Raw genomic sequence first — 17818 nt, forward strand, 5'->3', positions numbered from 1 at the left:
GCGGCCGTGCCGTCGGCCGGCGCGTCCGCCCGGACCGCGCCGGGGGTGGGGTCCGCGGACGCGCGCACGTCGGACGCCGTCGGGTCGGGCTCGGCGGCCTCCGCGTCGAGGGCGTCGCCGTGGCCGTCGCTGCGGCTCGCGGTGAGCAGCCGCCGGAACGGTCCGTCCTCGCGGGTCAGCCGTTCGCGGGGTCCCTGCTGCACGACGCGGCCGTGGTCGAGCACGACGACCTGGTCGGCCCGCTCGACGGTGCCGAGCCGGTGCGCGACGAGCACGCCCGTGCGGCCGCCGAGCAGCCGCTCGGACGCGGCCACGACGCGGGCCTCGGTCAGCGGGTCCATGCGCGCGGTCGCCTCGTCCAGGACGACCACCTGGACGTCGCGGACGAGCAGCCGCGCGAACGCGACGAGCTGCTCCTCCCCGGCGGACAGCGTGGTCCCCCCGGGCCCGAGCAGCGTGTCGAGGCCGTCGGGCAGCCCGGCGACCCACTCGGTGAGCCGGAGCTCGCGGACCGCGGCCTCGACGTCGCCGCGCGGGACGTCGGCGAACAGCGCGACGTTCTCCGCGAGGGTGCCCGCGAGGATCTCGGTGCGCTGGGTGACGACGCCGACGGCGCCGCGCAGCGCCTGCAGGTCGAGGTCGCGCACGTCGACGCCGCCGAGCAGCACGCTGCCGGGCTCGGGCTCGACGGCGCGGGACAGCAACGAGGCCAGCGTCGACTTGCCGGAGCCGGTGCGGCCCACGAGCGCGACCGTCTGCCCGGCCGGGACGTGCAGGCTGACGCCCGCGAGGGCGAACGTGCCCTCGGCGTAGGAGAAGTGCAGGTCGCGCAGCTCCAGGTCGAGCGGGCGGTCCGGGACCGCCAGTCCGCCGACGGGCTCGGGGGGCGAGTCCATCATCTCGCGGATGCGGATGATCGCCCCGATGCCCTCCTGCACGTCGGGCAGGTGCCGGGCGAGCATGTCGAACTGCCCGACGAACGACGCGGTGACGAGGAACAGCGTGACGAGCTGCGCGACGGACAGGTCGCCGCCGCCCGCGAGGACGGCACCGGCGACGGCCACGGCGGCGAGCAGCGCGTGCAGCAGCAGCCCGGCCTTCGCGGTCATGGCGGTCTCGACCGCGAGCACCCGGTCGAGGGTGCGGTGCACGACGGCGGACGCCTCGGCGAGCCGGCGCACGGCGAACGCCTGCCCGCGGCTGGTCCGCAGGTCGTCGCGGGCGGCGACGCCCTCCTCCAGCGCGGCGGCGGCGTCGGTCCAGGCGCGCTCCTCGACGACCTTGCGGCGCGCGATCTCGCCCAGCGACGGCCGCACGACCAGCGCGACGAGGGCCCCGAGCACGGGGAACAGCGCCCACGCGGGCCACCAGGTGAGTCCGGCGACGACCCACAGCGGCACGCAGCCCACCAGCGTCCGCCCGACGCCCCACAGCTGGCGGCGCACGAGGGTGCCGACGGCGTGCGTGTCGTCGTCCACCCGGTCCAGGACCTCGCCGACCGCCTGCTCGGTGAGCGTGGCGAGCGGCTGGTGCAGCGCCGCGCTCAGCAGGTCGGCGCGCAGCCGCCCCTCGGCGCGGTCCACGACCCCGGCCCAGACGACCTGCCCGACCGCGTCCACCGCCGCGGCGCCCACCAGCGTCGCCGCGAGCAGGAGCAGCAGCCCGCCGGTCGGGTCCTCGGCGAGGCGCCCGGCGACGAGGGTGCCGAGCGCGGCACCGACGGCGCCGATCGTGAGCGCGAGCAGCGCGACGACGGCGAGCGGCCCGCGCAGCCGCCGCCAGTCGAGGCGGCGGGCGGGGTCGACCGGGCGCGCCGGGGGTCCGGCGGCGCGGTCTGCGGTGCCGGTGACCGGCGTCGTGGGGGTGTCGAGCATGATGACCTGACCCTAGGCGTCACCTGTGACAGACCCGAAGCGATTTGTCCGTCGGCAGACGCCCCGGGGTCAGCGCAGGAACGTCGTCACCACGTCGTGCAGCGCCGTGGCCGTCAGCCGCAGCGAGGCGACGTCTACCCGCTCGTCGTTCCCGTGGAACAGGCCGCGCCACGTGCCGGGGTCCCAGTCCGGCGACAGCAGCCCGAACCCGTACGCCGGGGTGCCGCGCCGCCGGTAGAACCGCCCGTCGGTGCCCCCGGTGCCGAGGGTCGGCAGCACGGCCGCGCCGCCGGTGCGGTCGCCGACGGCCTTCTCGATGACGCGGTACAGCTCGGTGTCGGTCGGCGACAGCGACGGCTCGCCCCACCGGTCCCCCTCGACGTGCACGAACGGCCCCAGGTCGCCGATCGCCTCGGCGAGCAGCCCGTCGACGTCGGCCGGGCGTGCGCCGGGCAGCACCCGGATGTCGAGCACGACCTCGGCGAGCCCGGGGATGACGTTCGGCTTGGACCCGGCGTGCAGCACGGTCGGGGCCACGGTGGTGTGCGTGGTGGCGTGCGCGACCGGGGCGAGCGCGCCGAGCAGCGGCAGCACGTCGTCCAGCCGGTCCGGGTCGAGCGCGGCCTCGCGCACGTCGGCCGGCAGGTCGAGCGCGTCGACGTACCGCCGCCACAGGTCGCCGACGACGACCGGCCCGCGCAGCGCGGCGATCCGCCGCACGGCCTCGGCGGCGAGGACGATCGCGTTCCGACTGCCGTACGGCCCGGAGCCGTGCCCGGGGGTGCCGACGACGCGCAGCCGCCGGCCGGCGCCGCCCTTCTCCCCGACCGCGAGCGTGCGGTGCGTGCCGACGGGCACGCCGCCGGACTCGGTGAGCACGTGGTCGGCCCGCACCAGGTCCCAGCGGTGCGTCGTCAACCAGTCCACGCCCCAGACGCTGCCGTGCTCCTCGTCCGCGACGGCGGCGAGCAGCAGGTCCCCGGACAGCGGCACGCCCGCCGCCGCGACCGCCCGGGTCACCACGGCGTACGCGGCGGTCAGCCCGAGCATGTCGATGGCGCCACGGCCCCAGACCCAGCCGTCGACGAGCTCGCCGCCGAACGGGTCCCGGGTCCAGCCGTCCGGCTCGACCGGGACGACGTCGGTGTGCCCGACGAGCCCGAGGGACGGCGCACCGGGCACGCGGCCGGGCACCCGGGTGACGAGCGAGGCCCGGCCGGGCTGCGGCTCCACGATCTCGATGTCGAGGCCCACGCCGTCGAGGTAGTCGGCGATGGTCCGGGCATTGCGGATCTCCTGCCCCGAGTCGACGGTGCCCTCGTTGACGCACGCGTTGCGGATCAGGGCCTGCAGCAGCTCGACGGTCTCGCCGGTCAGGCGCTCGGGGTCGGGCAGGACGGTCATCGGACCTCCTCGGTCGGGTGCGGGACGGCGGTCGCGGGCGGGGCCGCCGACGGGTGCGCGGCGGGTGCGGCGTACCTCCGGCCGGGGATCGCCGCGACGAGCTCACGGGTGTACGCCTGCTGCGGGTCGAGCAGGATCCGGTCGGCGGGACCGTGCTCGACGAGCCGCCCGCGGTGCAGCACGCCGACCTCGTCGGCCACCTGCCGCACCACCGCGAGGTCGTGCGAGATGAACAGGTAGGTCAGGTCGTGCTCGGCCTGCAGCCGGACCAGCAGCTCGAGGATCTGCGCCTGCACCGACACGTCCAGGGCGGACACCGGCTCGTCCAGCACCACGAGGTCGGGGCGCAGCGCGAGCGCGCGGGCGATGGCGACGCGCTGCCGCTGCCCGCCGGACAGCTCGCGCGGGCTGCGCCGCAGCGCGTCGGCGGGCAGGGCGACGTCGTGCAGCAGCGCGCGCACCCGCTCGGCGCGCTCGGCGCGGGTGCCGATCCCGTACGCCTGCAACGGCTCCGCGACAACCTGCTCGACCGTGAACCGCGGGTCCAGCGACGCGTACGGGCTCTGGTAGACGACCTGGAACCCGCGCCGCAGCCGCCGCAGCGCCTCGCCGCGCACCCCGGTGACGTCCTCGCCCCGGAACCGCACGCTGCCGGACGTCGGGCGCTCCAGGTGCAGGGCGAGACGCGCGGTGGTGCTCTTGCCGGAGCCGGACTCGCCGACCAGCGCGTACGTCCGCCCGCGCTCGACCCGCAGGCTCACCCCGTCGACGGCGACGACCTCGCGCCGGTCGCCACCGCGCGGCAGCGGGAACGCCTTGCGCACGTCGACGAGCTCGAGGACGGGCGCGGCGGGAGGCACGGCGGCGGGCGCCGCGGGGGTGGCGGCGGACGCGCGAGGTGCTGCCACGGCCGAGGCCGTCGGTGCCGTCGGTGGCGCCGGCGCGACCAGCCGCCCGCTCGCCAGGCTCGGCGCCGCCGCGATGAGCTGCCGCGTGTACGGGTGCCGGGGCGTGCCGAGCACCTCGGCCGCGGTCCCCTGCTCCACGACGACGCCATGCTCGAGGACGACGATCCGGTCGGCCCGGTCGGCTGCGACGCCGAGGTCGTGCGTGATAAGCAGCAGCGCCGTCCCGCGCTCGCGCACCAGGTGCTCCAGGTGGTCGAGGATCCGGCGCTGCACCGTCACGTCCAGCGCGCTGGTGGGCTCGTCGGCGACGACCAGCCGGGGGTCCGCCGCGATGGCGACCGCGATCAGCACGCGCTGCCGCATCCCGCCGGACAGCTGGTGCGGGTACTGCCGGGCGCGCGCGGCGGGGTCGGGGATGCCGGCCTGGCCGAGCAGCCCGACCGCCCGGCGGCGGGCCTCGCGGCGCCGGGCGAGGCCGTGGATGACCAGCACCTCGGCGACCTGGTCGCCGACGCGCTGCACGGGGTTGAGCGAGACCGTGGGGTCCTGCGGCACGAGGCCGACCTCGCGGCCGCGCACGTCCTGCCACTCGCGGTCGGTCAGGTCGGAGACGTCCCGCCCGGCGAGCCGGATCCGGCCGCCGGTGACGCGGCCGCCGCGCGCGAGCAGGTGCAGCGCGGCGTGCGCGGTGGTGCTCTTGCCGGACCCGGACTCGCCGACCAGCGCGACGACCTCGCCGGGCTGCACGGCGAGGTCGACACCGCGCACGGCGCGGTACACCTCGCCGTCGCGGGTCCGGTACCCGACCTCCAGGCCGGTGACCTCCAGCACCGGGGTGGGTGGGGTCGCGTCGCCCGCGGTCCGGGCCGCGGCGTCCTCCTGCAGCTGGGTCACTGGTCCTCTCCCGTCGTCTCGAGGGCGCGCGCGATCCGGTTCGCGGACAGCACGACCGCCACGATCACCAGACCGGGCAGCGTGGTCAGCCACCAGGCGGTGGCCAGGTAGTCGCGGCCGCCGGAGATCAGCGACCCCCACTCGGGCGTGGGCGGCGGCGTGCCGTAGCCGAGGAAGCTCAGCGCGGACACCGCGAGCACGGCGCCGCCGAACTCCAGGGCGACCAGCGCGAGCACCGGCCCGGACGAGTTGGGCAGCACGTGCCGGCCGAGCACCGTCCACCAGCGCGAGCCGGACGCCCGGGCCGCCTCGACGTACACCGACGTGGACGTGCGCAGCACCTCGGCGCGCATCACGCGGGCGAAGGTGGCGATCGCGCCGATGCCGACCGCGACGGCGATCTTGGTGGGGCCGGTGCCGAGCGCGGTGATGATCGCCAGCGACAGCAGGATGCTCGGCACCGCGAGCAGCACGTCGACCAGCCGGCCGACGACGTCGTCCACCCAGCCGCGAAGGAACCCGGCGAGCAGGCCGAGCGCGGAGCCGACGACGAGACCGACGACGACGGCGAGCGTCGTGGTGCGCAGCGACAGCGAGGCGCCGTGCACCACCCGGGTCCACACGTCCCGGCCGAGGTGGTCGGTGCCGAGCAGGTGCGCCGCGGACGGGGGCAGCAGCCGGTCGGCCGGCACGCCCGTGATCGGGTCGCCGGACGCGAACAGCGTCGGTGCGGTGGCCCAGGCGGCGACGAGCAGCAGCACCAGGCCGGCGAGCACGAGCCCGGGGCGGCGCACCAGGTGGCGCGCGGCCCGGCCCACGGCGGGTCCGGCGGCGCGGGGGCGGCGGGCGCGCCCGTACCGGAGGATCGACCGGGCGTCCTCGCGGTCGGCGACCTCGATCTCCTCGGGCGGGCGGGGTCCGGTCGTCGTCGCGGTCATGCCGCCACCGTCCTCGGGGTCGACGCCCGCTCGATGCGCGGGTCCAGCAGCGGGTAGAGCAGGTCGACGACGAGCGTCGTGACGACGAACACCAGCGCGGACAGCACCACGACCGCCAGCACCACCGGCACGTCCTGGGCGTTCACGGACTGCACGGTGAGCCGGCCGAGGCCGACGCGGGAGAACACGGTCTCCGTGACCACGGCCCCGCCGAGCAGGGCGCCGACCATCACGCCGAGCATCGTGAACGCGGGGATCGCGGCGTTGCGCAGCGCGTGCCCGAGCTGCACCCGCAGCCGGCCGGCGCCCTTGGCGCGCGCGGTCTCGACGTACGGCTCACCGAGGGTGCCGCGCAGGCTGCGGGACAGCACCTGCGCGAGCTGCGCGCCCGGCGGGATCGCGAGCGTCACCGCGGGCAGCACCAGGCTCTGCCAGCCGACGTTCCCGATCGCGGGCAGCAGCCCGGCGCGGAACGACAGCCACTGCAGCAGCACCAGCCCGATGAAGAACGTCGGCAGCGCGACCCCGAGCGGCGGCAGCGCGGACAGCACCTGGCGCAGCGCCCGGCTGCGCGGCAGCACGCTCGCCACGGCGAGCACGACGCCGCCGACGACGGCGAGGGCCAGCGCGACGCCGGTCAGCAGCAGGGTCTGCGGCACCGCGGCAGCCACGAGCGACGCGGCCGGGGCCCCGGACTGGTACGACGGGCCGAAGTCCAGCCGGACGGCACCGCCCAGCGCGTCGACGTACTGCACGAGGACCGGACGGTCCAGGCCGTACCGCGCGCGCAGGTCGTCGAGGAGCGCCGGGTCGACGTCCGCGACCTCGCCCCCGGCACCGGCCGCGAGGGCCGCTGGGTCGCTGGGCAGCAGGTAGAGCACGAAGAACGCGATGGTGAACGCGGCCCAGAGCACGAACAGGCCCTGGGCGGCGCGGCGCAGGATGTACCGCCCCACGGCGGACCTCCCTTCCGGTGGTGGGGCCCCGGCGCCGCGGGTGGCGGCACCGGGGCGGGCCGGGATCAGGACTGCTGGACCCAGGCGCCGTAGAAGTCGAGCCGGCTCGAGCCCTCGAAGGTCAGGCCGTGCACCCGGTCGGACGCGGCGATGGTCGTGGACAGCTCGTAGACCGGGATGGCGTGGCCGTGCTCGACGAGCAGCCGGGACGCCTCGGTGACGAGCTGCCCGCGCTCCGCCGGGTCGGTGGCGGCCGCCGACCGGTCGAGCAGGTCGTCGACCTCCTCGGCGGCGCGGTCGTTGATGTTCCGGGCGTTGGCCGAGAAGATCAGCCGCAGCACGTCCGGGTCGGACCGCGTGAGGTTGTAGTAGTCGAAGTCGAAGTCGCCGCTCTCCTTGATCGCGGTCGACTCGGCGATCTCGACGTGCTGCAGCTGCAGGTCCACGCCGATCTGGCGCAGCTGCTGCTGCACGAGCTCCAGCGGCGCCGGGTCCTGCCAGAACGTCACCGTGGTGGACAGCCGCTGGCCGTCCTTCTCCCGGATGCCGTCGTCGCCGACCACCCAGCCGGCGTCGTCGAGCAGCTGCTCGGCCCCGTCCGGGTCGTAGGCGAGCGCGTCGCCGAGGTCCTCGAACAGCGGGGTGGAGTGCGAGAGCACCGCGGTGGCGGGCTCGCTGCGCTCGGTCAGCACGGTGTCGACGATCTGCTGCCGGTCGATGCCCTTCGAGATCGCGACCCGCACGGCCTCGTCGGACGCCAGCGGGCTCGACTCCTTCGGGAACAGCTGGTAGGTCACGCCAGGGTTGGCGCGCTGCTCCAGCCAGAACCCGTTGCCGTCGAACTGCGGCTGGTCGACCGCGGCGATGGCGGCCGTCGCGTCGATCTGCCCGGACGCCAGGCTGCCGGACCGCACCGACGACTCCGGGATGACCGGGAACGTCACGGTGTCGAGGTACGCCTCGCCGGTGTGCTCGTCGGCGTCGGAGCTCCAGTCGTAGCCCGGCACCTTGGCCAGCACGATCTCCTGGTCCTGCGTGTACGACTGCACCGAGAACGGCCCGGAGCCGACGAAGTCCCCGGCGCACCGCTCCTCGGGGGTCAGGTCCGCCGACGCGGGCGACAGCAGGCCGAGCGAGAACGTCGACGACGCCTGGAGGAACTGCGCGCTCGGCGCGGCGAAGTCGACGGTGAGCGTCTGCGCGTCGGTGACGGTGGTGCCCTCGTAGCCGACGAGGTACTGCGAGCCGAGCGACGCCGTGGCGCCGAGCGCGACGATCGCGTCGAAGTTCGTCTTCACCGACTCCGCGTCGACCGGGGTGCCGTCGGCGTAGGTGGCGTCGTCGCGCAGGTGGAACGTGTAGCTGGACGCGTCGTCGCTGACCTCCCAGGACTCGGCGAGCCACGGGACGATCTCGCCGGAGTCCGGGTCCTGCGCGGTCAGCGAGGCCACGGTCTGCCGGGCCACGGCGATGGCGTCGTTGTTGCCGACCTGCTGCGGGTCGATGCACCGCGAGTCGACGGTGATCGCGAACCGCAGGTCACCGCCGGCGACGGGGTCGGACGACGCGGACGCGCCCTCGTCCGGTCCGGTGCCGGAGCCCGACGAGCAGGCGCCGAGCAGCAGGGCACCGGAGGCGAGGACGGCGAGGGACGGGAGGGGGACGGCGCGGCGGCCCGGGGTGCGGGAGGTCATGCGGACTCCTGGGTCTGGACGGGAGGGTGGGGTGGGCGGGTCAGGCGGTGAGCGCGGCGGCGGGCGTCGGCGCGGGGTCCTGCGTGGCGGGGTCGTGCGCGGGCGCGTCGTGGTCCACGGCGGTGAACCCGGCGGCCCGCCGGGGGTCGCGCGCGGACCACAGGTCGGTGCGGACCTCGGCGCGCACCAGCGGTGCGACCTCCTCGGCGAACCGGCGCAGCACGTCCTCCTGCTCGGCGGGGTCGAGCAGGTGGTTGACGGACACGGACTGCAGCACGTGGCCGTAGGAGGCGTGGTAGTCGAGGATCTTCTCGGCGACCCGCTCCGGGGACCCGACCAGCGCGGGCCCGCGCTCGACGGCGTCCTCGAGCGTCCGGAACGACGGCGCCTTGCCGACGGCGTCCGCGCCGTACCCGCGGCGCGCGGCGGCGTCCACCTGCCCCTGGTACAGCGGGCGGTACTGCGCGACGGCGGCCTCGGTGGTGTCGGCGAGGAACAGCCCGCCCGACCCGGAGCCGACGAACGCGGCTGCCGGGTCGTGGCCGTGCTCGGCGTACCGCTCGCGGTAGTGGTCGATCAGCAGCTGGTAGTTCTCGCGGGGCTGCAGGGCGTTCGCGGTGACGATGGGGTCGCCCCACCGGGCGGCGAGCTCGACCGCGAACCGGGACGTCGCCGACCCGTGCCAGATCCGGAACGGCCCGGCGTACGGGCGCGGCAGCGTGGTGGCGTGCTCCAGGCGGTGCCGGTGCCGGCCCTCCCAGGTCACGTCCTCCTCGGAGAGCAGCAGCCGGAGCAGCGCGTAGTTCTCCTCCAGGTACTCGTACTGCTGCGCGATGTCGAGGCCGAGCAGCGGGTACTGCAGCACCTCGTTGCCCTTGCCGATCACGATCTCCAGCCGCCCGCGGGACAGCTGGTCGACCGTCGCGAGGTCCTCCGCGGCGCGCACCGGGTCCAGCAGCGACAGCACGGTCACCCCGGTGGACAGCAGGATCCGGCTCGTCGACGCGGCGACGGCCCCGAGGATCACGGTCGGCGCCGACGACAGCACGTCACCGGCGTGCCGCTCCCCCACGGCGAACGAGTCGAAGCCGAGCTCCTCGGCCAGGACGGCGTGCCGGACGGTCCGCGCGAGGCGGTCGGCCGGCGGCACCGCGGCCCCGGTGACGGGGTGCGGCGGGTTGAACACGATGTCGAGCAGCTGGAAGCGCACGGACGTCCTCTCGGGATGCGGGTCGGGGGCCCGGGTCGGAGCGGGCGGGGGTCGGTCAGGCGGCGCGGCCGGCGGCGGCCTCGCGGTCCCGCGCGGCGACGCCCTCGCGGACCAGCGGGATGACGTACCGGCCGAAGTCGACGGCGTCGTCCAGCAGGTCGTACCCGCGCGCCGAGATGATCCGGACGCCGCGGTCGTAGTACGCGAGCAGCGCCTCGGCGACCTGCTCGGGCGTGCCGACCAGCGCGTTCGAGTTGCCCGCGCCGCCGGTGGCCTTCGCGGTCGCGGTCCACAGCACCGAGTCGAACCGCTCGCCCTGCGCGGCGATCTCCAGCAGCCGCTGCGAGCCGGCGTTCTCCGGGCCGTCGACGGGGTGCCGCGTGCTCAGCACGCCGCCCAGCGCGGCCTTGCGGGCCTCGATGGCGTCCAGCACGCGGTGCGCCTTCTCCCAGGCCAGCTCCTCGGTCGGCGCGATGATCGGGCGGAACGCCGCGTGGATGCGCGGCGGCGTCGCCCGCCCCGCGGCGGCTGCCTCGGCGTGCACCCGGTCGATCTGCTCCTGCGTGCGGTCCAGCGGCTCGCCCCAGACCGCGAAGATGTCCGCCTCCGCGGCGCCGACCCGGAACGCCGCGTCCGAGGACCCGCCGAACGAGATCGTCGGCACGTGCCCGTCGACCGGCTTGGTGTCGAGGTGGAAGTCCGCGAAGTCGTAGAACCGGCCGTGGTGGTCGAACGCCTCGGTCGACGTCCAAGCGCGCTTCACGACCTGGATGTACTCCTGGGTCCGGGCGTACCGCTCGTCCTTGGTCAGGGTGTCACCCTCGCGGCCCTGCTCGTGGTCGTTGCCACCCGTGATGAAGTGCACCGACAGCCGCCCGCCGGACAGCTGGTCCAGCGTCGCGAAGGTCTTCGCCGCGTAGGTCGGGTAGGACACGTTCGGGCGGTGCGCGAGCAGCAGCTCGATCGACTGCAGCCGGGACGCCGTGTACGCGGCCAGCGCGGCGGGCTCCGGGCCGGACGACCCGTACGCGAACAGGACGCGGGTCCAGCCGTTGTCCTCGTGGGCGCGGACGATCCGCTCCAGGTAGGCCGGGTCGAACGAGCGGGTGCTGGCGGCGCGGGTCTCGGAGGCGTCGTTCGTGGTCGCGATGCCGAGGAACTCGACGGGCATGGTGGCTCCAGGTGGTCGTGCGGACGGGGGTGCGGGCGGGGCGCGGGCCTGGTGCGCCGGACGGGCGCTCGCGGTCAGGCGGGGTCGGCGGGGGCGGCGGGGGCGTCGGCGGGCAGGCCCGCGTCGCGCCAGGCCGGGAAGCCGCCGTCGACGTGGCTGACGGTGTAGCCGCGCGCGGCCAGGGCCTCGGCGACCGGGCGGCTGCCGTCCTGCGAGCCGCACACCACGACCACGGGCGTGTCGATCGAGATCACCGGGGCGTGCGCGGGGCCGAACAGGGCGTCCAGGTCGGTGCGGTCGAGCAGCGTCGCGCCGGGGATCTCGCCGTGCGCGCCGCGGCCGGCGGCGGAGCGGACGTCGACGAGCAGCGCACCGTGCGCGACCTCGGCGGCGGCCTCGACCGGCGGGCGCAGGACGGCGGCTGTCGGGGTGGCGTCGGTGGCGGCCTGGGTGGCGGTGGTCGGGTCGGTGACGGACATGGCGGGGCTCCTTCAGACGAGGGTCGGGACGGCGTCGGACCCGGCGGTGCGGCTGGTGGCCGGGGCGTTCCACGCCTCGGCGAGCAGCGCGTACGACCGGCGGGTGTCCGCGGGGTCGTGGGTGGCGGTGGTCAGCAGCAGCTCGTCGGCGCCGGTGACGCGCTGCAGCGTCTCCAGCCGGGCGACGACGGTCTGCGGGTCGCCGACGATCCGGGTGTCGACCCGGTCGGCGACCAGCGCGCGCTCGGCGGTGCCGCGGGCGTCCCACGGCACGGCGTCCTCGGGCCGCGGGTAGGCGATGGCACCGGCCGTCCCGCTGCGGATGGACAGCACCCAGTCCGCGAACGGCGAGGCCAGGGCGCGGGCCCGCTCGACGGTCGCGGCCACCAGCACGTCCGCGGAGACCACGACGTAGGGTGCGGCGAGCACGCCGGGCCGGAACGCCGCTCGGTAGGCGGCGATGGTGCCGAGCGTCGTGGCGGGGCTGACGTGGAAGTTCGCGGCGAGCGGCAGGCCGAGCTCGCCGGCGACCCGGGCGCTCTCCCCCGCCGACGACGCCAGCACCCACAGCTCGAGGTCCGCGCCCTCGACCGGCGGGGCGACGTGCCGGGTGCCGTCGGCCTCGGCGTACGTCCCGGCGCGCAGGCCGAGCACCAGCTCGAGCTCGTCGCGGAACGCCGCCGGGGTGCGGGACGCGCCGACGACGCGCTTCTGCGCGAGCAGCCGCTCCCGGAGCACCGAGTCCGAGCCGTCGATCGGCGGCGGACCCGGGACGTACAGGCCGTCGACGACGCGCGGTCCGGACGCCGGGGCCGGGACCGGCGGGTCCACCGGGGTGTCCGCGCCGCGCGGCTCCGGCGGCGTGAACGCGCGGCCGAGGCCGAGGTCCACCCGCCCCGGGTGCAGCGCGGCGAGCGTGCCGAACTGCTCCGCGGCGATCAGCGGGCTGGTGGTGCTGAGCAGCACCGCCCCGGACCCGACGCGGATCCGCGGGGTCCGGGCGGCGACCGCCGCGGCGAGCACGGCCGGCGACGCGGACCCGACGCCCGGCGACAGGTGGTGCTCGGCGTACCAGACGCGGGCGTAGCCGAGCCGGTCGAGGTCGACGGCCAGGTCGACGGCGGCGCGGATCGCGCCGGCCCCGGTGCCGCCGTCGGGCACGACCGCGAGGTCGAGCACGGACAGCGGGACGCGGTCGGGTGCAACGGACATGAGGACGTCTCCCTGTGGTGGGGCGAGGTCGTCACTCCCGGGCGAGGTCGTCAGTCGTGCGTGACGACCTCGTCGGCGACTGACGACCTCGCCGGGCGGACGGCGCGGGCGGCGCGGGCGGGTGCGGCGGGTGAGGCGGGCGCAGCGGGTGGGTCAGGAGGTCTTCGGCAGGCCCGGGGGGTTGGTGACCGGGGCGTCGATGGCCTCGGCCTCCAGGCCCCAGCGCTCCAGGACCTCCTGGTAGGAGCCGTCGTCGAACGCGCCCTGCAGCGCCGCGGTGACGGCGTCGGCCCAGCCGCTGTCCTTGAGGGTCGTGACGGCGATCTGCGCGGTGTCGGGCCAGCCGCCGTTCAGCGTGCCGACGACGGTGAAGTCCTGCGGCGAGACCTTGGCCTTGTACGCGGCGGTGGCGTTCGGGCCGAACGAGGCGTCGATGCGGCCGGACTGCAGCGCGAGGATCGTGTCGCCGTCGTTCTCGAAGTACTCGACCTGCACGGGGTCGAGACCGGCGGCCTGGTTCTCCTCGTCCCAGGCGAGCAGGATCTTCTCCTGGTTGGTGCCGGAGCCCACCGCGACGGTCAGCCCGGCGATGTCGGACGCCTCGTCGATCGCGGTGATGTCGCTGCCAGCCTTGACCAGCCACCCAAGCTCGTCGTTGCGGTACGAGGAGAAGTCGAAGGTCTCCTTGCGCTCCTCGGTCACGGTGACGTTGGAGATCACCGCGTCGACGTCGCCGGACTGCACGGCCAGCGGCCAGTCGGCCCACGCCTTGACCTGCAGGTCCAGGTCCTTGCCGAGCGCGTCGGCGACGAGCTGGGCGATGTCGGTCTCGTTCCCGATCGGCGTGGCGTCGTCGTCGGCGAGGAACGCCAGCGGGGCGACGTACGCGCTGACCGCGACGGTGAACGTGTCCTGGTCGGCGAGCTCCGGGGGCAGCAGCGCGATGGCGGCGGCGTTCTCCTCGGTGCGGACGCGGTCCTGGTCGGGCGAGGTGTCGACCTCGAGCCCGGCGGCCTGGGCGGCGGCCTGCAGGTCGCCGCCGGCGGCGGTCTCGGACGCGTCGGAGGTCCCGCCGCAGGCGGCGAGCAGGGCCAGCACGGGCACCAGGGCGACGGCGCCGCGGGCGGCGCGGGGCCGGCGGGCGGCGGGGTGGACGGCCGCACGGGGCGGGGCGGTGCGACGGAGGGTGGAGCGCATGGGACTGCCTCTCGGGAGGACGGGCGGGGGTGGACGTGCGGGTCAGCGGACCTTGTCGAGGAACGCGCGGGTGCGGGCGTGCCGGGGTGCGGACAGCACCTGCGCGGCGGGGCCCTGCTCGACGACGCGGCCGGCGTCCATGAAGACGACGGTGTCGGCGACGTCCCGGGCGAACGCGACCTCGTGCGTGACGACCACGAGGGTCGTGCCGCCGTGCGCGAGGTCCCGGATGACGGCGAGCACCTCGCCGACGAGCTCGGGGTCGAGCGCGGACGTGGGCTCGTCGAACAGCAGCAGCGACGGCCGCACGGCCAGGGCGCGGGCGATGGCGACGCGCTGCTGCTGGCCGCCGGACAGCTGCCGCGGGCGGGCGTCGGCCTTGTCGGCCAGCCCGACCCGGGCGAGCAGCTCGCGCGCCTCGGCCTCGACCTCGGAGCGCCGGCGGCCCTGCGCCGAGACTGGCGCCTCGACGACGTTCTCCAGGGCGGTCAGGTGCGGGAACAGGTGGAAGTTCTGGAACACGAACCCGATGCGGGTGCGCTGGCGGAGCACGTCGCGCTCGGTGAGCTCGCGCAGCACGTGGCCGTGCCGGCGGGACGGGCGCCGGGCGTACCCGATCACCTCGCCGTCCAGGGCGACGAACCCGCGGTCGGGGCGCTCCAGGTGGTTGATCAGCCGCAGCAGCGTGGACTTGCCGGACCCGGACGGGCCGAGGACCACGGTGACCTCGCCGGGGCGGACCTCCAGGTCGACGTCGTGCAGCACCTCGAGCGTCCCGTAGGACTTGTGCAGGCCCTGGATCTGCAGGTGGCCGCCGGTGGTGCGCGGGGCACCGGGTGCGGCCGGGGCGGTGCGGACGGTGCGGGGCAGCGTGGTGGTCATGCGGGGCCTCCGGTGTCGCGGCGGGACTTGTCGCCCCGGGTGGCGGTGCGCGTGAGGTGACCGCGGCGCAGCGCCCCGGCGAGGAAACCTGGCGGCAGGTCCACGGGCAGCGGCCGCCCGGTGGACCGGCTGCGGGCGACGCCGAGCGTCCAGCGCAGCCGCTGCAGCGGCGTCGGCGGCAGGGTGCGCAGCGCGCCCTTCGCGTAGTGCCGCTCGAGGTAGTACTGCGCGACCGTCAGCACGGTGGTCGTCACCAGGTACCAGATCGCCGCGACCAGCAGCAGCGGGACGACCCGCTGGTTGCGGCCGTAGATCACGCCGACGGTGTAGAACAGCTCGCCGTACGCGAGGACGTAGACCACGGACGTGCCCTTGAGCAGGCCGATGATCTCGTTCACGGAGGTCGGGACGATGGTGCGCATCGCCTGCGGCAGCACGATCCGCCACTGCTGCCGGCCGCGCGGGATGCCGAGGGCTGCGGCCGCCTCGTGCTGGCCCTGGTCGACGCCGAGGATGCCGGCGCGGACGATCTCCGCGGAGTACGCCGCCTGCGACAGCCCGAGCCCGAGGACGGCGGCACCGAACTTGTCGACGACGTCGAGGGTCTGGAACTGCACGAGCTCCGGCCCGAACGGGATGCCGAGGGACAGCTGCGGGTACAGGTAGGCGAGGTTGTACCAGAGCAGCAGCTGCAGGATCAGCGGCACCGACCGGAACACCCAGGAGTACGCCCAGGACACCGACTGCAGCAGCGGCGACCGGGACAGGCGCATCAGCGCGAGCACCGTGCCCAGCCCGAAGCCGATGACGGTGGCCACCGCCGTCAGGCGCACGGTCGCCCACACGCCCTGCAGCACGGACGGCCAGGTCAGGTACTGCGCGACGACGTCCCACTCCCACTGCGGGTTGGTCAGCAGGGAGCTGGCGACCATGGCGAGCAGCACGGCGACGCCGGCGGTCGCGACCCAGCGGCCCGGGTGCCGCGCCGGGAGCACCGGCAGGTCGGCGAGGGCGGTCGCGGCGGCGGGCGCCACCGCGGGGACGTCCGGCACGTCGGGCACCGCGGTCTGCGTCGGGGCGCTCACGGGGTCACCAGCCACTTCTCGAACGCGTGCGGGACGGCGTCGCCCGGGTAGGACGCGGGGTCGAACAGCGGCGTGTACCCCGCCGCGAGGTACAGGCCGACGGCCTCCGGCTGCTTCGGACCGGTGGTCAGGTAGACCCGCGGGTACCCGGCCGCCGCGGCGCGTTGTTCGAGCTCGGCGAGCACCACGCGGGCCAGGCCACGGCGGCGGTGCGCCGCGTGCGTCCAGATCCGCTTGAGCTCGGCCGTGGGGACCGCGGGGGCGCCGTCGGCGGCACGGGCCGCGGGGTCGGCGAGACGGGCGGGGTCGCCGTGCTCCGGCTCGGTGCGCCGGCGGTACGCGCCGCCGGCGACGGGCTCGTCGTCCTCGAGCACCAGCACCAGGGCACCGCCGGGCGCCGCGAACTCCTCGGCCCCGTCGTGCTCCAGCTCGTCGCGCAGCTGCGCCGGGGTGAGCAGTCCGGTGTACCGGGTGCTGTACTCGTGCGCCAGTCCGTCCAGCAGCGGGCCGACCAGCGGGTCCTGCAGCCGCACGTCGCGCGCGGTCAGCCGGGCCGGGTCCAGCGGCGCCGCTTGCAGCGGGGTCGTGGTCATCGGGTCACCTCGGGGTCGTCGTGGGGGTGCGGGGCGGGGGCGCTCACGTCAGCGCGAACGGGGCGGCGGACCACGCACCCGCCTCCGTCGGCGTGGACGTCGGCGCCGGGGTGGGTGCGGCGGTGCGGGTCCGGGTGCGGGCGGGGACGTCCTCGGCGCCGGGGCGCAGCCGGAACGCCCCGGACTGCTGCAGCGCGGGCACGGTCCGCTCGACCAGCACGGCGAGGTCGGTCTCGGCGGACGTCGGCCGGGCGACGAACCCGTCGACCGCACCGTCGCGGACGGCGTCGGCGAGGACGGTCGCGAGGTCGGCGCCGGTCCCGGCGAGGACGGCCCCGGTCACACCGAGGTCGGGCTGCTCGACGGCGCGCACCAGGTCGAGGCGCGCGGTGGCCGACGCCCGGTCGTCCGCCAGGGCGACGTCGACGTCCAGCAGCACCCGCACGGCGTCGGGCGACCGCCCCGCGGCGACGGCGGCGGCGCGGATCCGCGCCCGGGCCGCGGCGGCAGACTCCAGGTCGGGGGCGGTGAGCCGGGCCAGGTCGGCGTAGCGCCCGGCGAGGTCCTCGGCGGCCGGGCCCGCGACCGGGACGACGACCAGCGGCAGGCCAGCGTCGTCGGGCCTCTTGCCGGCGTCCGCGTCGGGGCGGGTGCGTCCCGCGCCGCGTCCGCCGGCGGTCCGGCCGCGCACCGCGAACCGGATGCCGTCGTGGTCGACGCGGAACCGGCCGTCGTCGTCGCGCCGAACCGCGCCCGGCTCCCCCGCCGCCCAGGCGGCGCGCACCTGCTCGACCGCCTCGGCGGCGCGCGTCGCCCACGCGTGCTCGTCCAGCGGGTCCTCGGCCGTGGCCGGTCCGGACAGCTGCCACCCGACGGGTCCTCCGGCGGCACCCTGCACCCCGCGGATCGCGCCGGCGAGGTGCGCCGGGTCGACCCCCCGGTGCGGCACACCCGCCACGAGGGCGGCGGTGCGCACCAGCGGTGCGACCCGGGCCGCGGCGACGGCGGCGTCCAGCCGGCCCGCGACCTGGCGGCGGCCCGGGTGCAGCAGCAGACCGTCGCCGAGGACGACGAGGTCGAGCAGGCCGCGGTCGGCGCGGTGCACCAGGCGAGCGAGGCGTTCGCCGTCGAACGCCCGGGCGGCGACGGCACCGAGCGCGCCGTGGGCGCCGGGTCGGGCGCCGGCGGCAGTCAGGTCGACGCCGAGCAGCGCACGGCGGGCGGTGCGCGGGGACGTGGCGGGCATGACGGCTCCGTTCGGGGACGGCTCGGGGCACGCCGGGGCACCGCGGCGGCGCCGGTGCACGAGGGCACGGGGCGC

At 76.3% G+C, this 17818-nt stretch carries 15 protein-coding genes; all 15 read right to left on the reverse strand.

The genetic code is table 11. The features are described from left to right. Window positions 1-1874, reverse strand: a 1874-nt coding sequence (locus EBM89_RS15060) for an ABC transporter ATP-binding protein (protein WP_147463570.1), incomplete at its 3' end; no start/stop codon positions are given. Window positions 1875-1943: 69 nt separating this feature from the next. Then, a complete protein-coding gene (locus EBM89_RS15065; protein ID WP_122150342.1) occupies window positions 1944-3278 on the reverse strand; it encodes a M20/M25/M40 family metallo-hydrolase in 1335 nt (444 codons plus the stop codon). Next, complete coding sequence (locus EBM89_RS15070; RefSeq protein ID WP_305038147.1) at window positions 3275-5071, reverse strand: dipeptide ABC transporter ATP-binding protein; 1797 nt, start codon at window positions 5069-5071, stop codon at window positions 3275-3277. Before EBM89_RS15070 ends, EBM89_RS15065 begins: the two co-directional genes overlap by 4 nt. A gap of 5 nt (window positions 5072-5076) precedes the next feature. Beyond that, on the reverse strand, window positions 5077-6018 hold the full coding sequence (locus EBM89_RS15075) for an ABC transporter permease (RefSeq protein WP_122150344.1): 942 nt from the start codon (window positions 6016-6018) through the stop codon (window positions 5077-5079). After that, window positions 6015-6974, reverse strand: a complete 960-nt coding sequence (locus tag EBM89_RS15080; protein WP_122150346.1) for an ABC transporter permease — start codon at window positions 6972-6974, stop codon at window positions 6015-6017. Before EBM89_RS15080 ends, EBM89_RS15075 begins: the two co-directional genes overlap by 4 nt. A 65-nt stretch (window positions 6975-7039) precedes the next feature. After that, window positions 7040-8668, reverse strand: a complete 1629-nt coding sequence (locus EBM89_RS15085; protein WP_122150348.1) for an ABC transporter substrate-binding protein — start codon at window positions 8666-8668, stop codon at window positions 7040-7042. Window positions 8669-8708: 40 nt separating this feature from the next. Continuing rightward, complete coding sequence (locus EBM89_RS15090) at window positions 8709-9878, reverse strand: LLM class flavin-dependent oxidoreductase (RefSeq protein ID WP_122150350.1); 1170 nt, start codon at window positions 9876-9878, stop codon at window positions 8709-8711. 55 nt (window positions 9879-9933) lie between these two features. Further along, the gene (locus EBM89_RS15095) at window positions 9934-11049 is read right to left on the reverse strand and encodes an LLM class flavin-dependent oxidoreductase (protein ID WP_122150352.1); all 1116 of its coding nucleotides are present in this window, start codon (window positions 11047-11049) and stop codon (window positions 9934-9936) included. A gap of 74 nt (window positions 11050-11123) precedes the next feature. After that, a complete protein-coding gene (locus tag EBM89_RS15100; RefSeq protein ID WP_122150354.1) occupies window positions 11124-11528 on the reverse strand; it encodes a rhodanese-like domain-containing protein in 405 nt (134 codons plus the stop codon). A gap of 12 nt (window positions 11529-11540) precedes the next feature. Then, on the reverse strand, window positions 11541-12740 hold the full coding sequence (locus EBM89_RS15105; RefSeq protein WP_122150356.1) for an LLM class flavin-dependent oxidoreductase: 1200 nt from the start codon (window positions 12738-12740) through the stop codon (window positions 11541-11543). Window positions 12741-12893: 153 nt separating this feature from the next. Next, window positions 12894-13937, reverse strand: a complete 1044-nt coding sequence (locus EBM89_RS15110) for an ABC transporter substrate-binding protein (RefSeq protein WP_122150358.1) — start codon at window positions 13935-13937, stop codon at window positions 12894-12896. 42 nt (window positions 13938-13979) lie between these two features. Then, the gene (locus tag EBM89_RS15115) at window positions 13980-14819 is read right to left on the reverse strand and encodes an amino acid ABC transporter ATP-binding protein (protein ID WP_122150360.1); all 840 of its coding nucleotides are present in this window, start codon (window positions 14817-14819) and stop codon (window positions 13980-13982) included. After that, window positions 14816-15904: an amino acid ABC transporter permease gene (locus EBM89_RS15120; RefSeq protein WP_439647190.1), complete on the reverse strand. Its 1089-nt coding sequence runs from the start codon at window positions 15902-15904 to the stop codon at window positions 14816-14818. The genes EBM89_RS15115 and EBM89_RS15120 overlap by 4 nt, the downstream gene beginning before the upstream one ends. Then, window positions 15901-16497 (reverse strand): GNAT family N-acetyltransferase, encoded by a 597-nt coding sequence (locus EBM89_RS15125; RefSeq protein ID WP_122150364.1) that lies wholly within the window; start codon window positions 16495-16497, stop codon window positions 15901-15903. Before EBM89_RS15125 ends, EBM89_RS15120 begins: the two co-directional genes overlap by 4 nt. A gap of 43 nt (window positions 16498-16540) precedes the next feature. Next, window positions 16541-17743, reverse strand: a complete 1203-nt coding sequence (locus EBM89_RS15130) for an LLM class flavin-dependent oxidoreductase (protein WP_122150366.1) — start codon at window positions 17741-17743, stop codon at window positions 16541-16543. Between the last annotated feature and the right edge of the window lie 75 nt (window positions 17744-17818).

It is taken from the genome of Cellulomonas triticagri, assembly GCF_003696205.1.
GTDB lineage: Bacteria > Actinomycetota > Actinomycetes > Actinomycetales > Cellulomonadaceae > Cellulomonas > Cellulomonas triticagri.